Below are 26685 nucleotides of genomic sequence, written 5' to 3'. Positions count from 1 at the left end.
GGCGGCGGTGGCGGCCGGCGTGAACATCCTGCGCTACCAGACCTGGGCCTTCGGCCTGGCGGGCTTCTGCGCCGGCGTGGCGGGCGCGCTGCTCGCGGGCGGCGTGGGCCAGCTCGACGGGCGCGCGTTCACCGCGGGCGATTCGGTGATGCTGTTCGCGCTCACCGTGGTGGGCGGCGTCTACAACTGGGCCGGCGCGTTGATCGCGGGGCTGCTGCTGCGCGCGGTGCCGGCGCTGCTCACGGACTTCGGCGTGAACGGCTACCTCGCGATGATCTTCTTCGGCGTTGCATTGCTGCATGCGCTCATCACCGCACCGAGCGGCATCGCGGGGCAACTGGCGGGCGTGTTCGATGCGGTTCGCCGGCGCTTCGGGCGCGGCAACGGCCACAAGGACAACCAGGACGCCGCGCCATGATCCGCATCACCGACCTCACGGTGGCCTTCGGCGGCGTCAAGGCCATCGACGCGCTGAGCGCCGAGCTCGACGCGCCCGTGTGCGGCCTCATCGGCCCCAACGGCGCGGGCAAGACCACGCTGGTCAACGTGCTCAGCGGCCTCGTGCTGCCGCGCACCGGCAGCGTGGCGGTGGCCGGCGCCGACCTGCTGGGCCTGAAGCCCATCGAGCGCGTGCGCTTCGGCCTGCGCCGCTCGTTCCAGACCGAGCAGGTGGTGGAAGACCTCAGCGTGTGGGACAACGTGCGCGCCTTGCTCGACCACGTGCCGCATGCGCGCGGCGACGCGGTGGCGCAGGTCACGCGCGCGCTGGCGCACACGGGACTGCTCGACGCGGCCACGGTGCTGGGCCATCGGCTCAATCTGTTCCAGCGCCGCATGCTCGAGATCGCGAAGTCGCTCGTCGGCGCGCCCAAGCTGCTGCTGCTCGACGAGCCAGGCGCCGGCCTCACCGAGCAGGAAGCGGGCGCGCTGCGCCGCGTGATCGGCTCGGTGCATGCTTTCTGCGGCGCGCAGGTGCTGCTGATCGACCACGACGTCGACCTGATCGCGGCCACCTGCACGCAGACGCTGGTGCTCGACTTCGGCCGCCGCCTCGCGCTCGGTGCGACGCGCGAAGTGCTCGACGACCCGGCCGTGCGCAAGGCCTACCTCGGAACGGAGTGACGACCCCATGTTGAGCGTGAACGATCTGCGCCTGCAGCGCGGCGGCAAGGCCGTGCTGCACGGCATCGACCTGCAGGTGCCGCCCGGCGAAGTGACCGCGCTGCTCGGCGCCAACGGCGCGGGCAAGTCGAGCACGGTGATGGCCATCGGCGGCGCGCTGCCGCTGACCGGCGGGCGCATCGAGGTCGAGGGCCACGCGCTGCACGGCCAGCGGCCCGAGCGTGTGCGGGCACTGGGCGTCGCGGTGGTGCCCGAGGGGCACCGCGTGCTCGGCGACCTGTCGGTGCTCGACAACCTGCGCGCGGCCGCCACGGCATTGCCGGCGGCGCGCGTGGCCGATGCGGTGGAACAGGCGCTCGCCGTGTTTCCCGAGCTGCGCGTGAAGCTCGCGCTGCCCGCGCGTTCGCTGTCGGGCGGCCAGAAGCAGATGGTCTGCATCGCGCAGGCGCTCATCGGCAAGCCGCGCTACCTGGCCATCGACGAACTGTCGCTGGGGCTTGCGCCCACGGTGGTCAAGCGGCTGGTGGAGGTGGTGCAGCAGGTGGCGCGCGAAGGCGTCGGCGTGCTGCTGATCGAGCAGTTCACCACCGTCGCGCTCGCGGTGTCGAGCCGCGCCTATGTGCTGGAGCGCGGGCGCATGGCCTTCGCGGGCTCGTCGGAAGAACTGCGCGGCCGGCCCGAGATCTTGCACAGCAGCTACCTCGCGGCGGCCTGAGGCGCGAGCGCGCTACTTCGGCGTGCCGCCCTGGCGCGGCACTTCGTGCGGCTTGGCCTCGCGCGCATCGGCGCGGCCCTGCCCGGCGCGTTCGGTCTTGCTGGGTTTCGTCACGGCCGAGCCCTCGCCGCGCGCGGTGCCGCCGTCCCTGATGCTGACGGTGCCGGGTTGCTTCCCGTCCTTGCGGGCCTCGGCCTCGGCCGCGCCTGCGGCTTGCTGTCGAAGTCGGCCTCGGCTTCGGCGCTGTGGGCGTGCGGCTGTTGGGCGAAGGCGGTGGAGAAGAAGACGAGGCTGCCGAGGGCGAGCAGGGGGCGTTTCATGAAGCGGTCCTTTCCTTGGAGTGGTGAAACCGACTCTAGAAAGGCAGCGTGCACGGCAGGCCGACACCGCGATTACGCTTTCGTCATGCGGGCTTCCGTGCTTCGGCCCCTGCCTGCCTGCTTCTTCACACGATCCCGGACACGTCGACGATGTACATCTGCCGCTGCGACTCGTGCACCGAGTCGATGCAGACCTGCCGGCCGTCGCGGCTCCATCGTGGATGCAGATCGCAGCGGTTTTCCTTGCTCAGCCCGGGCGTGGCATAGAAGCTGCCCAGGTCGTGGCGCTTGCCGGTTTCCATGTCGAACAGGAACAGGATGCGCTCGTGCGTTCGCGCATCGGGGTAGGTGTCGCTCAGCAGCCAGCGCTTGTTCACGGGCGAGAAGGTCATGTGGCCGTTCTCCACCAGGACGCCTTCGCCGATCGCTTCCACCGCACCGCCGATGCGGTCGTGGTACAGGTGGTAGCGGATCTTTCCGGCGTGCGGGCTCCAGACGATGATGTGCTCGTCGTCGCGCCACAGCGGATGCGATATCTGGTACTCGGACTTCTCGTAGTCGAAGGTGCCGACGGCGCCGGGGTCGAAGTCTTGTGCGAGTTGCGGCAGCGGGTGGTTCGAGCACTCCAGCAGGCGCAGGTCGGAGCCGTCCGGATTCATCGTGATGAGCCGGTGCAGGAAGCAGGTCTCGTCCTCGACGCGCTCGGTCCAGCGGTGCAGGAACAGCACGCGCGAGGACGACGGGTTGATCTCGATGTGGCTGACCCAGTGCAGCGCCTTGTCCATCGACTCGCGGGGATCGAGCCGGCGAAGGTCCTGGTAGCTCACGACGAGGCGCGTGTTCCCCGTTTTCAGGTCGATGGCGTGGATGCCGTCGTCGTGCGGCGCGAGCGGCAATTCGAACGGGCCCCCGTCCTCGCTGTAGCCGATGGTCCGGTGCGTGACGTAGAGGCGGCGGTAGTCCACGCTCAATGCATAGCCGCTGTCGGGTGCGACCACGTAGACCGGCATCGGCAACGCGCGCCTGGCACCGGTGTCCACGTCGAGGATGGTGGCTGCGAAGCCGGGGTAGAACGCGCCGGCATCACCGGTGCGGCAGTTGTAGATCAGCTGGCGGCCGGGCGCGCCGTCGAGCCACTGCAGCTGGCTGCCCATCTGCCAGTTCCACGCCGTGGTGCTGTCCAGCACGTGGAAGCGGTCGTTGTCGTGCAGGTCGAAATAACCGATGCGGGCGGTGGACGCCGGCTGGAGCACGGTGTCCATCCAGGGCACCTGCTGTGCCAGCAGGTAGCGTCCGCTGCGGTCCCAGGTGCTCTTGTTGTAGTAGCCGAAGAAGTGATGCTGCTGGTCGTCCGTTCCCACGCGGCGGCAGGGGGCGGGGCGGGTGTTCGCGAAAAGTGGCTCGGACATCGGCTTACTCCGCGACGATGCGGCCTTGCCGGATCACCTTGTCCCATCGCACCTTCTCGGCCGCGACGAAGCGGGTCGCCGCTTCCCGCGAGTTGGCCACCGGGGTCATGCCCTGGTCGGCCAGCCCCTGGCGAAACTCCGGCGACAGGACGATCTTGCGGATGTCCGCATTGAGCTTGTCGGCCACGGCGTCGGGCACCTTGGCGCTCATCGCCACGGTGGTCCACGAGGTGGCCTCGAACGCGGGGAAGCCGGCCTCGATCGCGGTCGGCACGTCGGGCAGTGCCGGCAGGCGGGTCTTGCCCGTCACGGCCAGCGCCTTGAGCTTGCCGCCGCGGATGTGGGCCAGCGTCGTCGGCGGGTTCTCGAACATCAGCTGGATCTGGCCGGCCAGCAGGTCGTTCAGGGCGGCCGAGCTGCCCTTGTAGGGCACGTGCGTGATCGGTGCGTCGGCGGTGATGCGGAACAGCTCGCCGATCATGTGCACGGACGAGCCCACGCCGGCGGAGCCGAAGTTGATGGTGTCCGGTGCCTTGCGCGCCAGCGCCACCAGTTGCTTCAGGTCGTTCGCCGGCAGCGAAGGATTGGCCACCACCACGTGCGGCATCTCGGCGAGCACCGTGACCACCTTCAGGTCTTTGGCGGGGTCGTAGTTCAGCTTTCCGAAGACGCCGTAGGTCGCGTGCAGGCCGACCGATCCGAGCAGCAGCGTGTAGCCGTCGGCCGGCGCATCGGCGACGAACTTGCCGCCGATGTGCCCGCCGGCCCCGGGGCGGTTCTCGACCACCACCGGCTGCTTGTAGAGCTTGCCCAGGCGGTCGGCGAGCATGCGGGCCTGCACGTCGGAGCTGCCTCCGGCGGTGAACGGGACCACGAGACGGATCATCCGCTCGGGGTAGGCGTTCGGCTCCGACGCCTGCGACGCCGCCGGGGCGAGGCCCAGGGCCAATCCGAGAATGCCGAGTCCGAAGGCCCGGCGCGGCCATTGCTGTTTCATGCGTGTTCCTTGCTGCGCCCTCGAGGGCTGGATGGATGCGGTGGAAGATTCGGTATGGGCGCAGTCTAGGAACGCGGCATCATTCTGGAAAATTCAGTTTTGTCGCCAGGGTATGCAGAAACGATATGCCCTCGCGAAAGCGCGCACCGCGCAATTCCAGGAGCCCGTGAATGTCGCGACCATTGAACTTCCGCCAGATCGAGGCGTTCCGCGCGGTCATGCAGACCGGCACCACCACGGCGGCCGCGGCCATGCTCCACACCACGCAGCCTTCGGTGAGCCGCCTGCTCGCGCAGATCCAGAACGCCACGCAGCTCAAGCTGTTCGACATCCACAAGGGGCGGCTTCGGCCCACGCAAGAGGCGCGGCAGCTTTTCGACACGGTGCAGCGGCATTTCCTCGGGCTCGACCGCATCGAGCAGAACGTGGCGGTCATGCGCAAGTCTGGAACGGGCTCGCTGCGCGTGGGCTGCACGCCGGCGCTCGGCCTGAGCGTCATGCCCAAGGTCATTCACGCGTTCTCCAAATTGCATCCGGAGGTGCATGTCAACCTGCAGACGGTCGGCTCGCACCCGTTGCGCGAAGGGCTGCTCTACGGGCTGCACGATGTCGCGCTGACCACCTCCGAGATCAATGATCCGCAGATCGAGGCGGTTTCGCTGCATCGCGCCAACGCGGTGTGCGTGGTGCACCCCGGACATCCGCTGGCGGGTCGCGCCGGCCTGCATGTGCGTGACCTGAAGGGCCAGGTGCTGCTCACCCTCAATGCCGACGACGAGATCCACCAGCAGTTCCTGGAAACCCTGCAGCGGCATCGCGTCGAAGCGGCGGCGACGGTCGAGACGACCTATTCGGTCACGATCTGCATGATGGCCGCGCAGGGCACGGGCATCGGCATCGTCAACCCTTATGTCGCCTCGGTGTTCGCGCGCGACCTGAAGGTGCTTCCCTTGTTGCCGCGCTGCCCGGTCGAGGTTTCGCTGGCCTTTTCGCCGCAGTCGGCGCCCTCTGCCATCGCGGAGGAATTCGTCAGGCTGCTGAAGGCGTACTTTCGCGAGTTCGGAAGCCCGAAGGCCTAGTGCGTCAGCATCGCCGAAGCCGCCGCCCGCTCGGCCTCGCGCCGCTGGAACTCGCGCGGCGACACCCCGTACTGCGCCTTGAACACGCGGCAGAAATGCGCGCTGCTGTTGAAGCCCCAGGCAAAGGCGATTTCCGACACCGACGCGCGCCGCCCCGCCGCGTTGCGCAGCGCCTCGCTGCAACGCTCCAGCCGCATCTGCCAGATGAAGCGGTCCAGCGTCTGGTCTTCGTCCTCGAACACGCGGTGCAGGTAGCGCTTGGAGCAGCGCAGCTGCTGCGCGATGAGGTCCAGCGACAGGGCCGGGTCGGCCAGGTGCGCATGCACGAACTGCTTCACGCGCGCCTTGAGCACGCCAGGCACCGGGTGCGCGCCGAACTGCTCGTCGGAGTGCGTGGCCAGCGTGGAGGCCAGCAGGCCCAGCACGGTGTCGCTGACCGAGCGGCCGACCGCGTTGGGCAGCGAAGGCAACTGGTCGGCCAGCGAGGTGAGGAACGAGCCCAGCACCGCATAGAGCCCCTGCATGGCCGGCGTGTGCGCCTCGCAGGTGTGCAGGTCGGGGATCTTCATGCCCTTGAACTGCTGGCGCGGAATGGTGATGGCCAGCAGCCGCGAGCGCTCGGGGTTGGTGATGGCGTAGGGCACGCGCGGGTCGTACAGGCTCCAGTCGCCGGGGTGCAGGTGGAACTCGCGGTCGCGCTGCGAGATGTGGCCGTGGCCCTCGAGCTGAAGCACCAGCTTGTAGTGCTCGTCGAGCGCGATCTCCTTGTGCGTGTCGGGCCGCGCCACGCGGTGCGAGGGTGCCTCGATCATGAACATGCCCAGCGGCCCGAGTTCGTAGGCGTCCATGCGCGCGTCGAAGGTGCCGCTGTCCAGGCACTGCACGCGCAGCGCGCCGAAGTACGAGGTGTTGATCCGGCCCCAGCAGGCCTGCCGGTCGGCGGGGTGTTCGAGCAGCGTGCTGAAGTGGTGTGCGTTCATGCCGTGGGTTCCGTGGAAGGCGCCCTGGAGCGCTTCCGCAGGATAGGCATGCGGGGGCGCGACATCATCGGTGTTTCCACCCGGGGCACGTTGGCCGCTGCGCTCGCGGTCAACACGCGGTGCGCGCTGGGTCAATCGACGCGCGTGTGCGGGGGCTCAGACCGCCGGCACGCGCCGCGCGTCAGCCGGGTCCACGTTGCGCCGGTACAGCACCAGCGTGGCGACCAGCCCGCACACGGCGGCGGCCGTCATCCACAGGCCCGGCGCGCCCTTGTCGCCGGTCATCTCGATCAGCCCGGTCGCAATGGCCGGCGTGAAGCCGCCGAACAGCGCGGTGGCCAGGCTGTAGGCCAGCGAGAAACCGGCGGTGCGCACGCTCACGGGCATCACCTCGGTGAGCGCCACCACCATCGCGCCGTTGTAGCTGGCATAGAGGAACGACAGCCACAGCTCGACTTCGAGCATGCGCGCGAAGCTCGGCGCGCCGACCAGCCACTTCAGCGATGGGTAGGCCGTGAGGATGGTCAGCACGGTGAAGAAGATCAGCAGCGGCTTGCGGCCCACGCGGTCGGACAGCGCGCCCATGATCGGCAGCCAGATGAAGTTGGAGACGGCCACGCACAGCGTGACGACCAGCGCATCGGTGGTGCTCAGGTGCAGCACGGCCTTGCCGAAGGTGGGCGTGTAGACAGTGATCAGGTAGAACGACACGGTGGTCATCGACACCAGCATCATCCCCGCGACCACGAGGCCCCAGTTGGCGACCATCGACTGGAAGATCTCGCGCGCGTCGGGGCGGTGCTTGCGCGCCATGAACTCTTCGGTCTCCTGCAGCGAGCGGCGGATGATGAACAGCACCGGCACGATCAGGCAGCCCACGAAGAAGGGCACGCGCCAGTAGAAGTCGCCGATTTCCTGCGAGGTGAAGGTCACGTTGAGCCAGTAGCCGAGCGCGGCCGCCACGATGATGGCCACCTGCTGGCTGGCCGACTGCCAGCTCACGTAGAAGCCCTTGTGGCCCGGCGTGGCCATTTCGGCCAGGTAGACCGACACGCCGCCCAGCTCCACGCCGGCCGAGAAGCCCTGCAGCAGCCGCCCGACCAGCACCAGCAGCGGCGCGACGAGGCCGATGGTGGCGTAGGAAGGCACGCAGGCGATCAGCAGGGTGCCGACGGCCATCAGCGCGAGCGTGACGATCAGGCCCTGGCGGCGGCCGACGCGGTCGACGTATGCGCCCAGAAAGATCGCGCCCAGCGGACGCATCAGGAAGCCGGCGCCGAAGGTCATGAAGGTCAGCATCAGCGAGGCGAACTCGTTGCCGGCCGGGAAGAACGCCTTCGAGATCTGCGTGGCGTAGAAGCCGAACAGGAAGAAGTCGAACATCTCCATGAAGTTGCCGCCGGTCACGCGCAGGACGGTGGCGAATTTCGAGGAGGAGGAGGCCGTGCCGGAAGCGGCGTGTGCGGACGCGCCTTGCGGCGCTGTGGAGGGCGCGGTGCTCATGTTGTTGTCCCCTGTGGCGTGTGTGGATGCCAAGGGTAGGGCGCGCTCCCCGACCGCTGCCTGACTGCGCCGGTCAGGTACCTGTCACGCGGCGGGTGGGCGTTGCGGCCGCTGCAGCACGACGAAGCTCCATGTCACGTCCTTGCGGTCGAGCATGTCTTCGCGTTCGCCGAGAAAGCGCCTCTGCAGGCCGTGCGCGGCGGCAAGTTCGCAGGTTTCCCCGGCCGACACGTCGAACATTCGCCGGCCTGGCGGCACGGGGCCATGGCGCAGCGACATCACGACCTGCCCGCCCTCGGCCACCAGTTCGGCGAGCGCGGCCATGGCGGTGCGCCGCTCGGCGGCGTCCAGGTGCATCCACACAGCAGTCAGCAGGACCAGGTCGTGCCGGATGCCGCGCGCATGCGGATGAGTTCGGGCAGGTGGTCGTCGATCCACTCGATGGGCAGCGCGGCGTGGCGGGCCATGCCTTCGGCGCGCAGTTCGGGCGTGGGCTCGACCGCCACCACGCGGTGGCCGAGCGCCGCCAGCGCGGCGGCGTCGCGCCCGGCGCCCGCGCCGATGTCGAGCACGCGGCTCGGCGCGGCGGGAAACAGGTGCAGCACTTCGCGGTGGACGTCGGCGAAGCGCAGGGTTTCGTATTGCTGCGCAAGGGCCGCGGCATTGGCGCCGTAGCCGGCCGTTCCCGGGACCTGCGTCATCGGGCGTGGCGGGTCGCCGTCAGGTCTTGTACTTGATCGAACAGCCATAGGGCCGCGTCGATGCCGCCGATATCGGCTTGCCGCCGAAGGCCTCGCCCAGCGCCTGGCTGACGTAGTTGGTCGCGGTCTTGATGTCGTCGGGCCGCGCCGACGCGATGCTGTCGATGCCGCCCGCGTACACCAGCGTGCCCTTGGGGTCGATGATGAAGATGTGCGGCGTGGTGCGCGCGCCGTAGACCTGGCCGATCAGGCCGTCTTCGTCCATCAGCACGGCGGTGGGCGCTGCTTTTTGCGACTTCATCCAGGCATCGAGCGCGTCGGGCTTGAGGTAGTCGCTGGCGGCGCGCTCGGTGGAGTTGATGGCCAGCCACACCACGCCCTTGTCGGTCGCGGCCTTCTGCGTGGCGGGCATGTTGCCGCTGCCGTAGTGCTTGCGCACGAAGGGGCAGCCGGGGTTGGTCCACTCGAGTACCACGAACTTGCCCGCGAAATCGGACAGCTTGTGCTTGGCGCCGCTGGTGTCGACGGCCACGAAGTCGGGCGCCTGCTGGCCCACGGCGGGCGCGGCGGCGGCGTTGGTGCCCATCAGGAAGGTGGCGCCCAGCGCCACGGCGGCGGCAACGACGGCGCGGCGGGAGGCCCGGCTCAGGGCGGCGCGGGCATGGCGCGCGGCGCGCAGGGAACGCGAGTCTGTGGTTGGCGAAAGAGACATGGCCAGCTTGAACTCCAAAACAAAATTCCAAACAACAACTGCAGCTTAGAACGGTTTCTTCAAGTGCATGTGACAACCCATGTCACGCCGGTGGTCAAAGTGCGGCGAGCGCGGCGCGGACTTCGTCCTTGCCCAATATCTCCGTCAGCACGACCGGGGGCTTGCCCGGCGCCTGCAACACGTACACCGGCACGCCGCTGCGGCCCAGCGCGGTGAGCGCGGCGGTGATGGCGGGGTCGCGCCGGGTCCAGTCGGCGCGCAGCATGGCGACTTTCTTGGCGTCGAAGTCGGCCAGCACCTGCGTGTCGGACAGGGTGCTCTTCTTGTTGTACTGGCAGGTCACGCACCAGGCGGCGGTGAAGTCGATGAACACCGGCTGCCCCGCGCCCGACAACTCGGCCACGCGCTCGGCCGACCAGGGCTGCCAGCGCTGGCCCACGCCATTCGCCGAAGCCAGCTTGGCCGGCTCCACGACTTGCAACACATTGCGCCCGATGGCGCCGGCCAGCACGGCCGTGAAGGCGATCATCACGGTGGCGATCACCACGCGTGTGCGGCCCTGCAGCGTGAGCGCCCAGACGATCGCGGCCATGCACACCAAGAGCGCCAGCAGCGTGCCGGCGCCGTCGATGCCGCTTTGCTGGCCCAGCACCCACACCAGCCACGCCACGGTGGCGAACATCGGGAACGCCAACAGGCGGCGCAGCGTGTGCATCCACGGCCCGGGCTTGGGCAGCAGGCGCGCCACGGCGGGCACGAAGCCGGCCAGCAGGTAGGGCAGCGCGAGCCCGAAGCCCAGCGCCGCGAACAGCAGCAGCGCCTGCGCGGCCGGCAGCCCGATGGCGAAGCCCAGCGACACGCCCATGAACGGCGCGGTGCACGGCGAGGCGATGACCACGGCCAGCACGCCGGAAAGAAAGTCGTTGACCAGCGGATGCTTGGCCTGCGCGCTGCACACCGACGACGGCGCCGCGCGGCCGAACTCGAACACGCCCACGAGGTTGAGCCCGATCAGCGTGAACAGCGCCGCCAGCGCCGCGACCACGCCCGGCGACTGCAGCTGGAAGCCCCAGCCCAGCCCGGCGCCGGCCGCGCGCAGCGCCAGCATGGCGCCGCCCAGCGCGAGGAACGACAGCATCACGCCGCCCGTGTAGGCCAGCCCGGCCTTGCGGTGCGCGCTGGCGTTGCCCGCCTGCCGCGCGAAGCCCAGCACCTTGATCGCGAGGATCGGGAACACGCAGGGCATCAGGTTGAGCAGCAGGCCGCCGAACAAGGCGCCCAGCAGGGCGGCCATGAAGGTGGTGGACGAAGGCGCGGGGAGCTCGGCGCCCGCCGCCGCGGCGCTGGTGGCATTGGCCGCGTTGGCGGCCAGCGCGGCCTGCAGCGCCGGCGACACCTCGGCGCGCGGCGCCGGCGTGGTGGGCCAGGTGCCGGTGACGGGGGCCTCGGCGCGCCAGGCGATCGGCTGGCCGGCCTGGCGGTCGGACTCGGCCAGCGCCACCACCACCGGCATCACCGTGGGGCTGGCGCTGCGCTGGTCGGCCAGCGGCAGGGTCGCGGTCCAGGTGCCGCCTTGCCAGGATTGGGTCCAGTCCTTGCCGGAAACGGCCGCGGTGCGCAGCACCTCGGGGGTCTCGGGGAAGAAGCCGAGCGTCTTGCCCTGCGCGGCGGCGGGCAGGCCTTCGAGGCGCACCTTGAGGTTGTGGCCATCGACTTCCACCGTGCCGGGCTTGGCCAGCGCTTGCGGCTGCGCGGCCTGCGCGGTGTCGAACTCGGCCTTGTGCAGCGCGGTCGAGCCCTGCAGCGGCAGCGACAGCGAGAACGTGCCTTCCTCGGGAATGCACTCCTTGCGGCAGACCAGCCAGGAGGCCTTGAGCTGGACGTCCATGGCCGGCGTGCCGCCGCCCAGCGCCATCGGCGGCTTGTAGAGCGTCGACACCTCCAGCGGCACCGGCAGCAGCACGGTGTTCTCGTAGCCGTAGTTGGCGAGGTTGCCGACCGGAATCTTCTCGGGCACCGGCCACGCGATTTCGCCGGTCGACACGCCGGCCGGCAGCGTCCACGTCATCTCGGTGGGCAGGCCCGAATCGCCGGCGTTCTTCCAGTAGGTGTGCCACTCGGGCTGGTGCGTGATCTGCAGGCCCAGCCACACGGGGCTGCCGGGCGACACGCCGTCGGGCGCGTGGGCGATCAGTTCGGCCCGCACGTGCGGGGTCGTCACCACGGCGCCAGGCTTGGAAGCCAATTGCGCGGCAGCCGGCATGCTGGCTGCGGCGGTTGCTATCAGAAGCGTAGCGAAATGGATGCGCGAAAAGATCATGCCGTCAGTCGGAGCATTCTGTGGGGGCGAAGTTCCGGGCGTTTCAGGCGGCCACGGCGGCCGGCGGAGCCCAGCCCAGCACCACGCGCCGGCTGTTGGCGCTCTTCTTCTCGATCTTGGTGACGATCACCGCGCCGATTTCAGCGGTGTTCGCCACGTGCGTGCCGCCGCAGGGCTGGAAGTCGATCTGCGCGCCGTCGGCACCGCCGATGCGGATGGTGCGCACCGTGCCCGTGCCGCGCGGCGGCTGCACGCTCATGCTCTTGACCAGCGCCGGGTTGGCGTCGAGCTCTTCGTCGGTGATGGCGCCCACCGTGAGCGGGTGCGCCGCCTCGACCAGCTTTGCCAGCCCGGCGGTCAGCGCTTCCTTGTCGAGCGGGTCGGTCATGTGGAAGTCGATGCGCGCGTAGTCCGGCGTGATCGAGCAGCCGTTCACCGGCACCGGCACGAGGTGGCACAGCAGGTGGGAGGCGGTGTGAAAGCGCATCAGCCGGTGGCGGCGCTCCCAGTCGAGGCGGGCCGTGACGGTGTCGCCGGGCTTCAGCGCGGCCAGCAGCTCGGCCTGTTCGGGGGCGGGCACATGGACGAATTCGTTCGTCGGCTGGCCCTCTTCGTTTTTCGCCTTGCGGGTGTCGGCAATGACCAGTTCGCGCCCGTCGGCCAGCGCCAGCACGCCGGCGTCGCCGGCCTGTCCGCCGCCCAGCGGGTAGAACACCGTGCGGTCCAGCACGATGCCGGTCTCGTCGATGCGCAGGATGCGGGCGTCACAGGTGCGCAGGTAGGCGTCGGCGCGGAACAGGTCGTCGGTCATCCGGCGATGGTAGCGGCGATGCGCGAATGGGGTGCGCCCACGCCATAAAGCGCCCACGACCGACAACGCCCGCCACCGCCGCCGGGCGATGATCCGCCCGGCATGCGGCACCGGGCCGCTCAAGGAACACGCATGAAGGCACCGCAGCAAGTACCCACCCGCATCGCATTCCCCGCCCTGGCCGGGGTGGCCCTCGGCGCCGTAGTGGTTCTCGCCGGCTGCGGCGAGGCCGCCAAGCTGTCGCCCGAAGTCACGGTCGGCCCGCGCCCGCAACTGGCCGAGCCGAACAAGACGCTGATTCCCACCGTGAACGTCGCGCCCGCCGTCGGCTGGACCGACACCGCCACGCCCACTCCCGCCGAGGGCCTGAAGGTCACGGCGCTGGCGCGCGGGCTCGACCATCCGCGCTGGGTCTACACCCTGCCCAACGGCGACGTGCTGGTGGCCGAGAGCAACAAGCCGCCCAAGCCCGGCGGCGGCGCCAGCGACGGCGGCGACGGCGTGGTCGCCAAGGTGCGCAACCGGGTCATGGGCAAGGTCATGGGCCGCGCCGGCGCCGGCGTGCCCAGCGCCAACCGCATCACCCTGCTGCGCGATGCCGACGGCGACGGCCTGGCCGAAGTCCGGCAGGTCTTCATGACCAACCTGATGTCGCCCTACGGCATGGTGCTGGTGGGCAACGAACTGTTCATCGCCAACGCCGACGCGCTGGTGAAGGTGCCCTACACCGAGGGCCAGACCTCCATCAGCGCCAACCCCACGCTGGTGACGCCGCTGCCCGCCGGCATCAACCACCACTGGACCAAGAACGTGATCGCCAATGCCGACGGCAGCAAGCTCTACGTGACGGTCGGCTCCAACAGCAACATCGGCGAGAACGGCCTGGCCGCCGAAGAGGGCCGCGCCGCCATCTGGGAGGTCGACACCAAGACGGGCGAGAAGCGCATGTTCGCCAGCGGCCTGCGCAACCCCAACGGCATGGGCTGGGACCCCGACACGAAGGCGCTGTGGACCGTGGTGAACGAACGCGACGAGATCGGCAGCGACCTCGTGCCCGACTACCTCACCTCGGTGAAGGACGGCGCCTTCTACGGCTGGCCCTGGAGCTACTACGGCGGCATCGTCGATGCGCGCGTGACGCCGCAGAACCCCGAGATGGCCGCCAAGGCCATCGCGCCCGACTACGCGCTGGGCGCGCACGTGGCCCCGCTCGGCATGGCCTTCTCGCGCCCGGGCGGCATGCCCGAGCAGTTCGCCAGCGGCGTGTTCATCGGCGAGCACGGCTCGTGGAACCGCAAGCCCAAGTCGGGCTACAAGGTGGTGTTCGTGCCCTTCATCGGCGGCAAGCCCAGCGGGCCGCCGGTCGATGTGCTGACCGGCTTTCTCAGCGCCGACGAAAAGGCCCAGGGCCGCCCGGTGGGCGTGGCGCTCGACAAGGGCGGCGCGCTGATCGTGGCGGACGACGTGGGCAATGTCGTGTGGCGAGTATCGAAGGCGAAGTAGCCGGCGCGTCCTGCGCCTGCACCGCCTCCTGGATCACGGCCGGCGTGCCGTCGACAGCCGCGGCACCAGCTGCGCCATCGGCCCGTCGACACGGCGCCTGCCCGTGTCCCCGCGCAGGTGATCGAAAAGCAATGCAATGGCCTGCTGCGCCACCTCGTCCAGGTGCAGGTCCACGGCCGTGAGCGGCGGCACGCAGGTGCGGGCGCGCAGGCCGTCGTAGCGCGTGGCGACCATCACGTCTTCGGGGATGCGCCGGCCCGACTCCAGGATCGCGGCGACCGCGCCCGTGGCGAAGGCGTCCACCGGCACGCAGAACGCGTCGATGTCGGGGTGGGCCGCCAGCAGCGCCCGCGCGGCGTCCCGGCCGCCGTTCTCGCCCTTGACCTCGTCGACCCGCGACAGCAGCGGCGCCTGGCCGCGCGCGGCGGCGAACGCCAGGTAGGCCGCCTGGCCTTCCACATAGGAATTGCGCTGCGCCGCGCCCAGGATCGTCGCGATCCTGCGCGCGCCCTGCGCATGCAGGTGCTCGAGCAGCAGATGGGTGGTGTGGCCCGAATGGATGTCGACATAGGGCGGCATCGCCGCGTCGCCCGGATCGCCCGCATCGCCCGGATCCCCTTCGGCCGGCTTGCCGATGGCGACCACCGGCAGGCCGCGCCGCAGCAGGTAGTCCATGTTCGGATCGTTGGCGGAAGGCTCGATGACCAACGCGCCGTCCACGTCCAGCAGTTCCATCGGCACCCGCCCGGTTTCCATGGGAGGCGCCAGCACCAGCGCCAGGCTGCGGTCGAGCGCGGCGGCCGCCGCCACCGCCGCGACCTCCATCAGGAAGCCGAGCCGCGACGGGCCGCCGGCCACCGCGAACGGCATCGACGACAGCAGCACGATCATGTGGGCCTCGCCCGTGCGCAGCCGCTGCGCATTGCGGTTCGGCCGGTAGCCCAGCTTCAGGGCCGCCTTCTCGACGCGTGCGCGGGTTTCCGCATCCACCTGCCCCCGCGCGTGAGCGCATGGGACACGGTGGTGGGCGAGACGCCCGCCTCGCGCGCCACGTCCTTGATGTTCGCCCGCGGCGATGGATCGGTACTCATCCCGTTGACCTTTTCAAAAACCGGTGATTCAATTCCCAAATCGTTTTGGGCGGCCTGTCCCGGAATGTACTTCACCCGCCTCGGCGGCTTTTTTTGCCAGCGCGCCCAAATCGATTTGGGCGTGAATCCACCCAAAGGATTCGATCATGTCCCGTGCTTGCGACGTCCCCGCCGTCGATGCTGTGCTGCCCGTTTCGCAACTGCTCCTGTTCGGCCTGCAGCATGTGCTGGTGATGGCGGCGGTGCCCATCACGTCCGTGTTCCTGGTGGCGAAGGCGCTGGGCCTGCCGTCCGCGCTCACGGTGAACCTGATCAGCGCGACCTTCCTGTTGTGCGGCGTGGGCACCCTGCTGCAGTCGTTCGGGCCGTGGAAGTTCGGCGCGCGGCTGCCCTTCGTGATGGTGCCGGGCGGCGCGCCCATCGTGATGTTCGTGACCATCGCCCAGCAGCGCGACCTGCAGACGGCGTCGGGCGCGGTGATCCTCACGGCGCTGTTTTATTTCCTGGTGCTGCCGGTGTTCGCGCGCTGCCTGCGCTACTTTCCGAAGATCGTCATCGGCACCTTGCTGCTGCTGGTGTCCATCAACCTCGTGAAGGTGTACGGCGGCATCATCGCGGGCAAGGCCGGCACGCCCACCTTCGCCGACCCGGTGAACATCGGGCTGGCCCTGGCGACCATCGGCTTCACGGTGCTGTTCGCGCGCCTGTTCAAGGGCACGCTCGGCCAGCTCGCGGTGCTGCTGGGACTGCTGGCGGGCACGGTGCTCGCGGCGTCCTGCGGGCTGATGGACGTGAGCAGCGTGGCGGCCGGGCCCTTCTGGAGCGCGCCCACGCTGCTGCCCTTCGGCATGCCGCGCTTCGACCTCGTGGCCGCCGTGCCGCTGCTGATCTTCAGCGTGATCTCGATGGTCGAGGCCACCGGCCAGACCGTGGCGGTGGCCGAGGTGGTGGGCCGCAAGATCGACCCGCGCGACGCGGTGCCGCGCACCATTCGCGGCGATGCGCTGATGTCGCTGGCGGGCGGGCTGTTCGGCACGTCGATGATCATCACCAGCGGCGAGAACATCGGCATCGTGCGCGCCACCAACGTGCGCTCGCGCTACGTCACGGCGGCGGCCGGGGTGATCCTGATCCTCATCGCGCTGTCGGCGCCGCTGGGCCGGCTGGCCAGCGCCATTCCTTCCGCCGTGGTCGGCGGCACCGCGATGGTGGTGTTCGCGATCATCGGCACCATGGGCATCGACATGCTGCGCAAGGTCGACCTGCACGAGCGCGGCAACATGTTCGTGCTGGCCGGCGCGCTGACCATGGGCCTGCTGCCCATCGTCGTGCCGGGCCTGTACAGCCGCTTTCCCGACATGCTGCAGCTCGTGCTGGGCAACGGCCTGGCGATGGGCTCGCTCACGGCCGTGGTGCTCAACATGGTCTTCAACAGCATCCGCGCGGAGCGCGCCGAACTGGCGCCGGCGTCGCAATGAAGCGTTGCACGGCACGCCGGGGCTCGCTTCTTCCTTTTTCCTTTCTCGTTCCTGCTTCTTTTCACCATGTCTCCTGAACTCGATGCCGCGCTCTTCGCGGCCGACGAACTGCTGCTCGCGCCCGACCACCTGATGCTGCGTACCGGCCCCGCGACCGGCCATGCCGTGTACGTCGCGGGCGGCGTGTTCCGCGACGTCGGGCCCGCCGACGCCCTGGCGGCGCGCCACCCTCGTCTCACGCCGCTGCCGCTGCCCGGCAAGTTGCTGATGCCGGGAATGATCGATGCGCACCACCACCTCACGCAGTCCTTCGGAAAGTCGCTGGCCTATGGCGAGCCGTCCGAGATCTTCCGCCGCGTGTGGGTGCCGCTGGAGTCGAGCCTGGACGACGAGTTCGTCTACATGGCGTCCAAGCTCGCGGCGCTCGAATCGTTGCGCGGCGGCTTCACGACGGTCTGCGACGCAGGCACCCGCGCGCCGGGCGACATCGGCGCCGTGGCGTCCGCGGTGCAGGAGGCCGGGCTGCGCTGCGTGCTGGGCCTGATCTGCAACGACGGCGGCAACGACAGCACCCCCGCCGAGCGCCAGGCCATCCGGGCGCACGCCGAGCGCTTCCTGCGGCAGTGGTCGGGTGCGCGGCTGGTGCATCCGTCGCTCGCGATCTCGGTGCCCGAGGCGGCTTCCGACGAGATGCTGGCGGGTGTCTCGGCCCTGTGCGCCGAAGCGCTGGCCGTCTTCCAGACGCACGTCAACGAACACCTCGCGTCGGTCGAGCGTTCGGTGGTGCAGCGCGGCAAGCGGCCGCTCGAACTGCTGGCGCAGTTGGGCGCGCTCGGCCCGCAGGTGCTCATTGCGCACGGCACGCTCGTCACGCCTTCGGAGCTGATGCTGCTGCGCGACACCGACACCGCCGTGAGCTACAACCCCGTCGCCAGCCAATGGAAGGGCAACGCCGTGGCGCCCGCGAACCTGATGGCGGCCCTGGGCATCCGCTTCGGGCTGGGCACCGACGCCACGCGCAGCGACGCCTTCCGCCTCATGGATGCGGCCGAGGCGGCGCAGAAGCTGGCCTTCGGCCTGGCCATCGGCGATGCGTCCAGCGGCGGCGGCTGGACCTGGTTCGACCATGCGACGCACGAAGCGCGCGCGCCGTGGGCCTGGGCCACCTGACCGGCGAGATCGCCGTCGGCAAGGCGGCCGACTTCCTGGTCGTCGACGTCGACACGCCCGAGATGTGCACGTCCGTCGATCTCACCTGGGACCTGGTGCGCCTGGGCAACCGCGACCAGATCACCGCCGTGTTCGTCGACGGGCGGCTGCGCCTGTGGGAGGGCTGGCCGCCCGACTGGGATGCGCGGGCCTTGCAGCACCGGCTCGCGCGCGTCGCCCATGCGGCGATGGAGCGCGCACCCATCGTGCGTCTCCACCCCACCGCGGCTGAACACCGGCGCCTGTCGCAGGCCCGCGCCACCACCGGTGCCGGGGGGTCGCATTGAGCGCGCAGCACCTTCTTCTTGTCTCTGTCGCCGTGCTGTTCGCCGCCTTCGTGCAAGGCGCGACCGGCGTCGGCTTTGCGCTGATCGCGGCGCCGGTGATCGGCATCGTGCGGCCCGACCTGCTGCCGGTGTGCGTGCTGGTGCTGATGCTGCCGCTCAACTTCTACGTGATGTGGCGCGAACGCGGCGCGATCGACCGTGTCGGCGCCCGCTGGATCACGGGCGGGCGCCTGCTCGGCACCGCCGGCGGCCTCTGGGTGCTGGCGGCGTTGAGTGCGAGCCACCTGTCGCTGTTCGTCGGCGCATCGACCATCGCGGCGGCGCTGGTCACGTTGATGATGCCGGCCTTCTCTCCGGGGCGCGGCGCCTTCGTGGGGGCCGGGCTCGTCACCGGCATCACCGAAACCGCGACCGGCATCGGCGGGCCGCCGCTGGCGCTGGTCTATCAGCACCAGCAGGCGCCCACCATGCGCTCGACCATCGCACTGTGCTTTCTGGTCGGCGAGCTGGTGTCGCTGGTCACGCTGATGGTGGCCGGCCGCATCGGCGGCTCACAGCTCTACGCAGCGGCCCAGTTGTTGCCCGCACTGGTGGTGGGGGGCGTGCTCAGCCGCGTGGTGCACCGCCACATCAACGGGCGCGTGCTGCGCATCTTCGTGCAGGTGTTCGCGATCGTGTCGGGCGCGGCGTTGCTGCTGCATTCATTCTGAAGAGGTCGAAGCGCCGGGCGCGGCTTGCCAGGCCGCGCGGTTCAGCCGGTACAGCTTGTGCCGGCGCAGCGCGTGCCCCTCGGGCACCAGCGGATGGTCGAACGCGCCGGCCACGTCCTCGCGCATGCCGATGCGTTCCATCACCGCGCTGGAGCGCGTGTTGTTCCATGCGGTGAACGCGACGATCTCCTCGAGCCCGAGCCGCTCGAAGCCCACGTCGAGCGCGGCGCGCGCCGCTTCGCTCGCGAAGCCCTGGCCCCACCACCGGCGCGCGAAGCGCCAGCCGATTTCCACGCACGGCGAAAACGGCAGGTCGACCGCCGGCGAGTTCAGCCCGGTGAAGCCCATGAACGTGCCCGACGCCTTGTGCTCCACGGCCCAGAGGCCCCAGCCGTTTTTGGCGAAGCGCGCCTGGAAGCTCGCGACCATCGCGTCGCTGTCGGCCCGCGTCGGCAGCGGCAGCAGGAATTCCATGACGAGCGGGTCGGCGGCCAGTTCGGCGAAGGGCGCGAGGTCGCTCTCGCGCCAGGGGCGCAGGCGCAGGCGGGGGGTGTCGAATTCGATGAGGTCGGCGGTCATGCCGCCCATTGTGTCGCAGCGGATATATATCACGTCGTGATATATTCGCGGTCGTTCCAGTTTCTCCCCCAGCCATGGCCACTTCCGCGCGCAAGCTCGCCAAGAAAGACTTCGAGGCGCTCTCCCAGTTCCGCTACCAGATGCGCCGCTTCGAGCGCTTCTCGGAGCGTGCCGCGCAGGCCGAAGGCCTGACGCCGCAGCAGTACCTGGTGCTGCTTCATATCAAGGGCGTGCCCGGCCGCGACTGGGCCTCGGTGGGCGAGATCGCCGAGCGCCTGCAGCTGCAGCCGCACGGCGCGGTCGCGCTCGTCACGCGCTGCGAGGCGCTCGAGCTCGTGCAGCGCCGGCCCAGCGAAACCGACCGCCGCCAGGTCGAGGTGCACCTGCTGCCCCAGGGCGAGCAACTGCTGCTGCGCCTGGCCGAACTCCACCGCGCCGAACTGCGCTCGCTCAAGGGCGTGTTCGACGTGCCGCAGATCGATCTCCCCGACCACACCCCATGACCGCCAAGACTTCTTCCCACCCGCCGCGCGGCGACTTCGCGCTCAACACGCGGCTCATGCGCATCACCGTCATGGCCGCCCTCATCGGCGCCATCAGCACCGGGGCCGCGCGCGTGCTGCTCGACCTGATCCGCTTCTTCACCAACCTGTTCTTCTTCCAGACCTTCTCGCTGGCCGACCGCTCGCCGGCAGCCAACACGCTGGGCCTGTGGGTCATCGCGGTGCCGGTGATCGGCGGGCTCATCGTGGGCGTGGTCGCGCGCTACGGCTCCGACAAGATCCGCGGCCACGGCATTCCCGAGGCCATCGAGGCGATTCTTTTCGGCAAGAGCAAGATGTCGCCGAAGGTCGCGCTGCTCAAGCCGCTGTCGTCGGGCATCGTCATCGGCAGCGGCGGGCCGTTCGGCGCCGAGGCCCGATCATCATGACCGGCGGCGCCATCGGCTCGCTGATCGCGCAGCACTTTCACCTCACCGCGGCCGAGCGCAAGGCGCTGCTGGTGGCCGGCGCCACGGCCGGCATGACGGCCGTGTTCGGCACGCCGGTGGCTGCCGTGCTGCTGGCCGTCGAGCTGCTGCTGTTCGAGCTGCGCCCGCGCAGCCTGCTGCCGGTGGCCGTGGCCTGCGCGGTCGCGGGCTTCACGCGGCCGCTGCTGATGGACGCCGGCCCGCTGTTCCCGCTGCAGACGGCCGTGCCCGGCCCGCTGGCCATGCTGTCGTGCGTGATCGCGGGCGTGCTGTGCGGCGCGCTGTCGGCCTCGCTGTCGCTCTCGCTCTACAAGGTGGAAGACTGGTTCGGCAAGCTGCCGCTGCACTGGATGTGGTGGCCGGCCATCGGCGGCCTGGCGGTCGGCATCGGCGGCTACCTGCAGCCGCGCGCGCTGGGCGTGGGCTACGACGTCATCGGCGACCTGCTGCACAACCACCTGGCGCTCGGCGTGGTGCTCGCGCTGCTGGCGGTGAAGGCCGTCATCTGGGTCATCGCGCTGGGCTCGGGCACGTCGGGCGGCGTGCTCGCGCCGCTGCTCATGATGGGCGCGGGCCTGGGCGTGGTGCTGTCGCACGTGCTGCCCGGCAACGACCCCATGCTGTGGCCGCTGGTCTGCATGGCGGCCACGCTGGGCGGCGTGATGCGCGCGCCGCTCACCGCCACCATCTTCGCCTTCGGGCTCACGCACGACAGCAACGCGCTGCTGCCGCTGCTCACCACCTCGGCCGTGGCCTACGGCTTCACCGTGCTGACCATGCGCCGCTCGATCCTCACCGAGAAGATCGCGCGCCGCGGCTATCACATCTACCGCGAGTACGGCATCGACCCGCTGGAGCGGCATTCGGTGGAAGAGGTGATGACGCGCGACGTGCGCAGCATCGACGCCGCGCTGCCCGTGACGCGCGCGCTGGCCGACTACTTCGGCGAAGGCCAGGCGCACCGCGCGTTCCCGGTGCTGCGCAACGGCGCGGTGATCGGCGTGGCCGATCGCGCGATGCTGGCGGCTCGCGGCACGCGCGACCCGATCGCGACCGTCGGCGACGCCTGCGCCGATGCGCCGCTGTACTACGCGCTGCCCGGCGAGAACTGCCGCGCCGTCGCGACCCGGCTCGCGCGCACCGGCTGGAGCGCATGCCGGTGGTGAAGGACGCGCAGTCGCTGGTGCTCGCGGGCATCGTGGCGCGCAGCGACCTCATCAAGCCGTCGCTGGCGCACTTCGATGAAGAAGAGAAGCGGGAGCGGATGCGCGGGCTGCCGTGGCAGTCGCCGTAGCCGCCTAGAACCCCGCCAGCACCACCTTCCCCTGCGCCTTCCCGCTCTCGATCAGCGCATGCGCCTTGCGAAGGTTCGCCGCGTTGATCGTGCCGAAGCTCGCGTTCGCCGTGGTGCGCACGCGGCCCGCGTCGACCAGTGCCGCCACCTCGGCCAGCAGCGCGCCTTGCTCGGCGATGTCGGGCGTTTCGAAGCGCGAGCGCGCGAACATCATTTCCCAGTGCAGCGAAATGCACTTGGTCTTCAGCGGCATCGCGTCGAGCAGCTTCATGTCGTCGATTACCGCGAGCTGGCCTTGGGGCTTGAGGCTTTCGATGATCTGCGCATAGTGCTGCTCGGTCTGCGTGAGGCTGGCGACCATGTCGACCTCGGCGATGCCCGCCGCCTTGAGCTCGGCCGCGAGCGGCTTCGAGTGGTCGATGACGGTGTGCGCGCCCAGCGCCAGGCACCATTCGCGCGTCTCGGCGCGCGAGGCGGTGGCGACGACGCGCAGCTTCGTCAGTTGCCGCGCGAGCTGGATGAGGATGGAGCCCACGCCGCCCGCGCCGCCGGTGATCAGCAGCGTCTGGCCTTCGCCGCCGCCCTTGGGCACGCGCAGGCGGTCGAACAGCAGCTCGTAGGCGGTGATGGTGGTCAGCGGCAGCGCGGCGGCCTGCGCGTCGTCGAGGCTCTTGGGCGCAAGGGCGGCGATGCGCTCGTCCACCGCGTGCAACTCGGCGTTGGCGCCCGGGCGGATGATCGAACCCGCGTAGTACACGCGGTCGCCCACCTTGAAGTTCTTCACGCCGCTGCCGACGGCCTCGACGGTGCCGACGCGTCCCAGCCCAGCACCTTGGCCTGGCCGGCCTCGGGCGCGGCGTTCTTGCGGACCTTGGTGTCGACCGGGTTGACCGACACGGCCTTCACGCGCACCAGCAGGTCGCGCGCGCCGGCCACGGGGGCGGGCAGCTCGATGTCCTGCAGCGATTCGGGGTTGTCGATGGGAAGGGGCTGGTAGTAGCCGACGGCTTTCATGGCAATGGACCTTTCAGTGACGATGCCTCGAATGTAGGATCGCAAGGCCGAATTGATAAGACGGCCTGAACCAGCAACACTTTCAAATGAAGATTGAAAATATCGCCGACCTGCGGGTGCTGGTGCACACGGCGCGCGGCGGCACGCTCACGGCGGCGGCGCATGCGCTGGGCATCACGCCGGCGGCGGCCAGCGCCACGCTCAAGCGGCTGGAGGCGCAGCTCGGCGCGCGGCTGTTCGAGCGCTCGACGCGCGCGATGCGCCTCACGCCGCAGGGCCAGACGCTGCTGGACTACGCGGTGCGCGCCTTCGAACTGCTGGACGAGGGCGAGTCGCTGGTCACGGCCGACCGCGGCGAACTGGTGGGCACGCTGCGCGTGGCCTCGCCCTCGGACCTCACGCGCAGCACGCTGCTGCCGTGGTTCGACGAGTTCCTGGCGCTGCACCCCGGCGTGCAGCTGTCGCTGTCGGTCGGCGACCGCCCGCTGGACGTGATGCGCGACGAGGTCGACGTGGCGCTGCGCTACGGCGCGCTGGCCGACTCGCGGCTGGTGGCGCGGCCCTTCGCGTTGACCAACCCGGTGCTGACCGCCTCGCCCGACTACCTGCGCCGCCACGGCGCGCCGAAGGTGCCGCAAGACCTGGTGCACCACAACTGCCTGATCTTCAACCGCAGCGGCCGGCGCCACCGCATCTGGCGCTTCGCGCAGCACGGCCAGTGGACCGAGGTGCGCGTGAACGGCAACCGCAGCGTGGACGACGCCTCGCTCGCGCGCGAGTGGACGGTGGCGGGCCACGGCATTTCGCTGAAGTCGGTGCTCGACGTGCGCAACGACATCCGCGAAGGCCGGCTGGTGCGGCTGCTGCCCGACTGGGACACCGAGCCGTACCCGCTGCACGCGCTGCTGCCGAGCGGGCGCTTCGTGCCCGCGCGCGTGCGGGCGTTCGTCGATTTCCTGGCCATGAAGTTCGAGGCCCTCACGGCCAGCTAGTTGGCTGGCCAACTGGTCAGATCATCGGCGTCACGGCGCCGTCCATCGCCACGATGCGCCCGTCACGTAGCTGGCCTTGGCCGACGCCAGGAACAGCACGGTGTTGGCGATTTCTTCCGGCGTGGCGATGCGGCCCAGCGGCAGCCGCGCCTTGGCGCGCGCCAGCGCCTCGTCGGTGTCGATGCCCTGGATCTTCGCGTCGGCCTTCATGCCTTCCTGCAGCCGCTCGGTCAGCGTGAGGCCGGGGTTCACCGCGTTCACGCGCACGCCCTTGCCGGCATAGGCCGCGGCCATGCCCGCGCTCACCAGCATCAGCGCCGCGTTGGCCGCGCCGCCCGCCATGTGCACCGGGTTCGCGACCTTGCCGCCCTGGCCAATCACGTTGACGATGGCGCCGCGCCCGCGCTGGCCCATGCGCCGGACCACGGGGTGGATCATGTGGACGTAGGTGAAGTACTTGGCGTCCATCGCGTCGTGCCACGACGCGGCGGTCAGGTCGTCGGGCGGGGTGCGGCGCGCGGCGCCGGCCGAGTTGACGAGCACGTCGACCGGGCCGAACACTTTCTCGGCCGCGTCGAGCGCGGCCTCGGCGCCGGCCGGGTCCTTGAGGTCGGCGGCATGCACCGACACGCGACCCTCGGCCTGCGCGAAGGATTCGGCGAGAGACTTCTGCGCCTGCTCCAGGTTGCGCAGGTCGCGCGAGACGAGGCTCACGCGCGCGCCTTCGCGCAGGAAGCCGAGCGCGCAGGCTAGGCCGATGCCCTTGCTGCCGCCGGTGATGAGTACGTGCTGGTCCTGGAGTTGGAGGTCCATGAGAGGGTCCTGGGTGGTTGGGTGTGGCGGCGATTGAAGCACCGCCGCCAAACCCCTGCACGGACGCGGCCGTAAGCGCCGGTGCGCGGCCCTCTTGAGTGCTCGGTCAGCGCCGCGCGGCCGCGCGCTGCAGCGGCTCGGGCTCCAGCGTGCCCGGCGCGGTGTCGGTCGCGTCGCGCAGGTGGCCGTCGTGGTCGTGGTGCACCAGCAGCTGGCGCGTGCGCTGCCAGGTCGACAGGCGCGCGGGCGGCACCTCGATGTACGAGGCCAGCGCGAACAGCGACGACTGTTCCTGGTCCGGCGGCGCCTCGCGCTTCTGCTGGCGGCGGCGCCACGGCGCCATCACCAGCATCGACACCAGGATCACCCCGATCACCACCGCGTACAGGCCCAGCAGGTGCAGCACCTCGGGCTGCGAGCGCGCGCCCAGCACGTAGGGCCACGCATACCAGATAGCGCAGAACCAGATGGCGATGGTGACGGCCGGGCGCAGCACGCGCAGCCACAAATACATGGCCATCGTGCGCTGCGGCGAGCGGCCGTTGCCGAAGGCGCGCAGCGAGATGCGCGCCGCATCGATGATCGGTTCTTCCACCTCGGGCTGCCCCCAGGAGCGGCGGCGGCTCGGCGGCGGCGTGTCGTCGTGCACTTCGGGAAAGCGGCTGTGGGAGACGGGGGTCTTCTCATGGGGCATCGGAAACTCCTCGGTCAGGGCTCGTCCACACCGCGCGCTTGCCGCGCCGGCGTATCAGGGCTTTGGGAAGGGCGATGACGGTGGTCGCCATCGTGATGGTCCAGAACGCGATCGGGTACCAGATCGTTCCGGCGAAATAGCGCATCAGGTCGCGGTCGTAGCGGCGATCGATCCACAGGCTCAGCAGCATCTGCAGGATGCAGGTCATGGCCAGCAGCGTGCCCTGCCAGTGCGGCAGCAGCGCCGAGTGCCAGGCCGACTCGGTCGGCAAGAAAGGCCGCACCAGGCTGATGACGAGCACCACCGCCATCGCATAGGCCCACACCACGCTCGTCATGTACTCCACGTAGATCAGCCACATGCGCCAGTGGCGCGGCTGGAGAATGCGCGTGGTGTTGCGCAGCATGGTCTGGATGCCGCCGATGGCCCAGCGCTGGCGCTGCTTCCAGAGACCGCGCAAGGTCTCGGGCATCAGGATCCAGCACAGCGCGCGCGGCTCGAAGCGCAGCTGCCAGCCGCCGAGCTGCAGCTTCCAGCTCATGTCGATGTCCTCGGTCAGCACGTCGGGGCTCCAGAAGCCCACGTCGATCACCGCGCGCCGGCGGAACATCGCGATCACGCCCGACACCGTGAAGAGCGTGCCCACCAGCTGCTGCGAGCGCTTGATGAGCCCGATGATCGAAGAGAACTCGCCCACCTGCATGCGCCCCAGCAGCGTGGTGCGGGTGCGGATGCGCGGGTTGCCCGTGACCGCGCCGATGCGCTCCGACGCCAGCATGGACTGAAGCATCCACGCAATGGCGTCTTCGTCGATCAGCGCGTCGCCGTCGATGCCCAGGATGTATTCGCCGCGCGCCAGCTGGCAGGCGGTGTTCAGGCCGACGGCCTTGCCCTGGTTGCTGGCGTTGTGGATCACGCGCAGACGGCTGTACTCCTGGGTCATCAGGTCGAGCAGCTCGCCGGTGCCGTCGGTGCTGCCGTCGTTCACGGCAATCACCTCGTAGTTCGGATAGCGCGTGCGCATCAGCTGTTCGATCACTTCGCGCAGGTGCGGCACCTCGTTGAAGCAAGGCACGACCACCGTCACCAGCGGGCGCGAGGGCAGCAGATCGAGCGGGTTGACGTCGACGTCGCGCTTGCGCTCGAACACCCACGCATGCGAAAGGCCCCCGGCCATCCACACGTAGGCCATGAAGAAGGGGTAGTAGAAGACGAAGCCGAACAGCAGCGACGGCAGCGTCTGCGCGAGGAAGTGGCTGGTGGTCATGGCGACCGTTCTCCTTGCGCCGGGGCGTTTGCGGTGTCGGCGTTTGCGATGGGGTCTCGGCCTTGGCCGAGGCGGCCGCCGACGATTGCAGCGCGCGCGGCAGCACGGTGCGCAC

The 26685-nt window shown here is 69.9% G+C and carries 21 protein-coding genes and 6 pseudogenes; 11 read left to right on the top strand and 16 right to left on the bottom strand.

Features of this window, described 5'->3' with window-relative positions; genetic code table 11:
• The 3 genes and pseudogenes from BMG07_RS03455 to BMG07_RS03445 form a co-directional block, all read left to right on the top strand.
• A pseudogene (locus tag BMG07_RS03455) lies at positions 1-418 on the top strand (branched-chain amino acid ABC transporter permease); the annotation flags it as partial.
• Positions 415-1122, top strand: a complete 708-nt coding sequence (locus BMG07_RS03450) for an ABC transporter ATP-binding protein (protein WP_198083362.1) — start codon at positions 415-417, stop codon at positions 1120-1122. The pseudogene BMG07_RS03455 and the gene BMG07_RS03450, both read left to right, overlap by 4 nt.
• 7 nt (positions 1123-1129) lie before the next feature.
• On the top strand, positions 1130-1837 hold the full coding sequence (locus BMG07_RS03445) for an ABC transporter ATP-binding protein (protein ID WP_198083361.1): 708 nt from the start codon (positions 1130-1132) through the stop codon (positions 1835-1837).
• Positions 1838-1947: 110 nt separating this feature from the next.
• Here BMG07_RS03445 and BMG07_RS03440 read toward each other — a convergent pair whose 3' ends face one another.
• The 3 genes from BMG07_RS03440 to BMG07_RS03430 all read right to left on the bottom strand — a co-directional run bounded on the left by BMG07_RS03440 (position 1948) and on the right by BMG07_RS03430 (position 4563).
• The gene (locus BMG07_RS03440) at positions 1948-2157 is read right to left on the bottom strand and encodes a hypothetical protein (RefSeq protein WP_198083359.1); all 210 of its coding nucleotides are present in this window, start codon (positions 2155-2157) and stop codon (positions 1948-1950) included.
• Between the two features lie 125 nt (positions 2158-2282).
• On the bottom strand, positions 2283-3566 hold the full coding sequence (locus BMG07_RS03435; protein ID WP_198083357.1) for a hypothetical protein: 1284 nt from the start codon (positions 3564-3566) through the stop codon (positions 2283-2285).
• Between the two features lie 4 nt (positions 3567-3570).
• The gene (locus BMG07_RS03430; protein ID WP_198083355.1) at positions 3571-4563 is read right to left on the bottom strand and encodes a tripartite tricarboxylate transporter substrate binding protein; all 993 of its coding nucleotides are present in this window, start codon (positions 4561-4563) and stop codon (positions 3571-3573) included.
• 170 nt (positions 4564-4733) lie between these two features.
• Here BMG07_RS03430 and BMG07_RS03425 point away from each other — a divergent pair, with 170 nt between their 5' ends.
• Positions 4734-5642, top strand: a complete 909-nt coding sequence (locus tag BMG07_RS03425) for a LysR substrate-binding domain-containing protein (protein ID WP_198083354.1) — start codon at positions 4734-4736, stop codon at positions 5640-5642.
• On the opposite strand, the gene BMG07_RS03420 is transcribed toward BMG07_RS03425, so the two are convergent.
• From BMG07_RS03420 to BMG07_RS03395, 6 genes and pseudogenes are all read right to left on the bottom strand, one after another.
• A complete protein-coding gene (locus tag BMG07_RS03420; RefSeq protein ID WP_198083352.1) occupies positions 5639-6622 on the bottom strand; it encodes a helix-turn-helix domain-containing protein in 984 nt (327 codons plus the stop codon). The genes BMG07_RS03425 and BMG07_RS03420 overlap by 4 nt on opposite strands.
• 156 nt (positions 6623-6778) lie before the next feature.
• Complete coding sequence (locus BMG07_RS03415; protein ID WP_198083350.1) at positions 6779-8125, bottom strand: MFS transporter; 1347 nt, start codon at positions 8123-8125, stop codon at positions 6779-6781.
• Positions 8126-8209: 84 nt separating this feature from the next.
• Positions 8210-8826, bottom strand: a pseudogene (locus tag BMG07_RS03410) (methyltransferase domain-containing protein).
• 19 nt (positions 8827-8845) lie between these two features.
• A complete protein-coding gene (locus BMG07_RS03405; protein WP_198083348.1) occupies positions 8846-9538 on the bottom strand; it encodes a thioredoxin family protein in 693 nt (230 codons plus the stop codon).
• A gap of 94 nt (positions 9539-9632) precedes the next feature.
• Positions 9633-11858, bottom strand: coding sequence for a thioredoxin family protein (locus BMG07_RS03400; protein WP_198083346.1), 2226 nt, complete (start codon positions 11856-11858; stop codon positions 9633-9635).
• 43 nt (positions 11859-11901) lie between these two features.
• Entirely contained in the window at positions 11902-12669 is a 768-nt protein-coding gene (locus tag BMG07_RS03395) for an alanyl-tRNA editing protein (RefSeq protein WP_198083344.1), read from the bottom strand.
• A 132-nt stretch (positions 12670-12801) separates the two neighbouring features.
• Here BMG07_RS03395 and BMG07_RS03390 point away from each other — a divergent pair, with 132 nt between their 5' ends.
• A complete protein-coding gene (locus BMG07_RS03390) occupies positions 12802-14172 on the top strand; it encodes a sorbosone dehydrogenase family protein (RefSeq protein ID WP_198083342.1) in 1371 nt (456 codons plus the stop codon).
• A gap of 33 nt (positions 14173-14205) precedes the next feature.
• On the opposite strand, the gene BMG07_RS41390 is transcribed toward BMG07_RS03390, so the two are convergent.
• Positions 14206-15162, bottom strand: a complete 957-nt coding sequence (locus BMG07_RS41390) for a substrate-binding domain-containing protein (protein ID WP_307866853.1) — start codon at positions 15160-15162, stop codon at positions 14206-14208.
• Entirely contained in the window at positions 15120-15263 is a 144-nt protein-coding gene (locus tag BMG07_RS41385; RefSeq protein ID WP_269758593.1) for a LacI family DNA-binding transcriptional regulator, read from the bottom strand. Before BMG07_RS41385 ends, BMG07_RS41390 begins: the two co-directional genes overlap by 43 nt.
• Positions 15264-15409: 146 nt before the next feature.
• Here BMG07_RS41385 and BMG07_RS03380 point away from each other — a divergent pair, with 146 nt between their 5' ends.
• From BMG07_RS03380 to BMG07_RS03370, 3 genes and pseudogenes are all read left to right on the top strand, one after another.
• Positions 15410-16741: a uracil-xanthine permease family protein gene (locus tag BMG07_RS03380; protein WP_198083340.1), complete on the top strand. Its 1332-nt coding sequence runs from the start codon at positions 15410-15412 to the stop codon at positions 16739-16741.
• A 132-nt stretch (positions 16742-16873) separates the two neighbouring features.
• Positions 16874-18237, top strand: a pseudogene (locus tag BMG07_RS03375) (amidohydrolase family protein).
• 32 nt (positions 18238-18269) lie between these two features.
• On the top strand, positions 18270-18947 hold the full coding sequence (locus BMG07_RS03370) for a sulfite exporter TauE/SafE family protein (RefSeq protein ID WP_307866850.1): 678 nt from the start codon (positions 18270-18272) through the stop codon (positions 18945-18947).
• Here the strand turns inward: BMG07_RS03370 and BMG07_RS03365 are convergent.
• Entirely contained in the window at positions 18939-19526 is a 588-nt protein-coding gene (locus BMG07_RS03365) for a GNAT family N-acetyltransferase (protein WP_198083337.1), read from the bottom strand. The genes BMG07_RS03370 and BMG07_RS03365 overlap by 9 nt on opposite strands.
• A gap of 74 nt (positions 19527-19600) precedes the next feature.
• Here BMG07_RS03365 and BMG07_RS03360 point away from each other — a divergent pair, with 74 nt between their 5' ends.
• Positions 19601-20029, top strand: a complete 429-nt coding sequence (locus BMG07_RS03360; protein ID WP_198083335.1) for a MarR family winged helix-turn-helix transcriptional regulator — start codon at positions 19601-19603, stop codon at positions 20027-20029.
• Positions 20026-21790: pseudogene (locus BMG07_RS03355) on the top strand (chloride channel protein). The gene BMG07_RS03360 and the pseudogene BMG07_RS03355 overlap by 4 nt, the downstream one beginning before the upstream one ends.
• Positions 21791-21794: 4 nt before the next feature.
• Here BMG07_RS03355 and BMG07_RS03350 read toward each other — a convergent pair.
• Positions 21795-22804 (bottom strand): annotated as a pseudogene (locus BMG07_RS03350) (zinc-binding alcohol dehydrogenase family protein).
• Positions 22805-22890: 86 nt separating this feature from the next.
• Between BMG07_RS03350 and BMG07_RS03345 the strand changes: the two are divergent.
• Positions 22891-23796, top strand: a complete 906-nt coding sequence (locus tag BMG07_RS03345; protein ID WP_198083333.1) for a LysR family transcriptional regulator — start codon at positions 22891-22893, stop codon at positions 23794-23796.
• Positions 23797-23812: 16 nt separating this feature from the next.
• On the opposite strand, the pseudogene BMG07_RS03340 reads toward BMG07_RS03345, so the two are convergent.
• The 3 genes and pseudogenes from BMG07_RS03340 to pgaC all read right to left on the bottom strand — a co-directional run bounded on the left by BMG07_RS03340 (position 23813) and on the right by pgaC (position 26570).
• Positions 23813-24609: pseudogene (locus BMG07_RS03340) on the bottom strand (SDR family oxidoreductase).
• 106 nt (positions 24610-24715) lie between these two features.
• Positions 24716-25303: a poly-beta-1,6-N-acetyl-D-glucosamine biosynthesis protein PgaD gene (gene pgaD / locus BMG07_RS03335; RefSeq protein WP_198083331.1), complete on the bottom strand. Its 588-nt coding sequence runs from the start codon at positions 25301-25303 to the stop codon at positions 24716-24718.
• Positions 25293-26570 (bottom strand): poly-beta-1,6-N-acetyl-D-glucosamine synthase, encoded by a 1278-nt coding sequence (gene pgaC / locus BMG07_RS03330; protein ID WP_198083366.1) that lies wholly within the window; start codon positions 26568-26570, stop codon positions 25293-25295. The genes pgaD and pgaC overlap by 11 nt, the downstream gene beginning before the upstream one ends.
• Positions 26571-26685 lie beyond the last annotated feature (115 nt).

The organism is Variovorax sp. E3 (assembly GCF_016082275.1).
GTDB lineage: Bacteria > Pseudomonadota > Gammaproteobacteria > Burkholderiales > Burkholderiaceae_C > Variovorax.
Note: the sequence above shows the minus strand (reverse complement) of the source record. Positions and strands in the feature narration are given on the sequence as shown.